Source organism: Bacillus sp. AC266 (assembly GCF_979253805.1).
The window spans coordinates 1-248 of the sequence record NZ_CEEDEC010000057.1; the positions used below are offsets into that span (position 1 = coordinate 1).

Consider the following 248-nt stretch of genomic DNA (forward strand, 5'->3'; position numbering starts at 1 on the left):
TCCGCAGTAGCTCAGCGGTAGAGCTATCGGCTGTTAACCGATCGGTCGTAGGTTCGATTCCTACCTGCGGAGCCATTATGCTTCCATAGCTCAGCTGGTAGAGTACTTCCATGGTAAGGAAGAGGTCACCGGTTCAAGCCCGGTTGGAAGCTTGGGGAAAGTTTTGTTTTTTTTGGCCCGTTGGTCAAGTGGTTAAGACACCGCCCTTTCACGGCGGTAACACGGGTTCGAATCCCGTACGGGTCACC

At 53.6% G+C, this 248-nt stretch carries 3 tRNA genes; all 3 read left to right on the forward strand.

The features are described 5' to 3' along the window. Positions 1 to 75: transfer RNA gene (locus AC0IXC_RS29290), tRNA-Asn, on the forward strand. Positions 76 to 79: 4 nt separating this feature from the next. Then, positions 80 to 152: transfer RNA gene (locus tag AC0IXC_RS29295), tRNA-Thr, on the forward strand. 22 nt (positions 153 to 174) lie between these two features. Continuing rightward, a tRNA-Glu gene (locus AC0IXC_RS29300) sits at positions 175 to 246 on the forward strand. Positions 247 to 248: the final 2 nt, after the last annotated feature.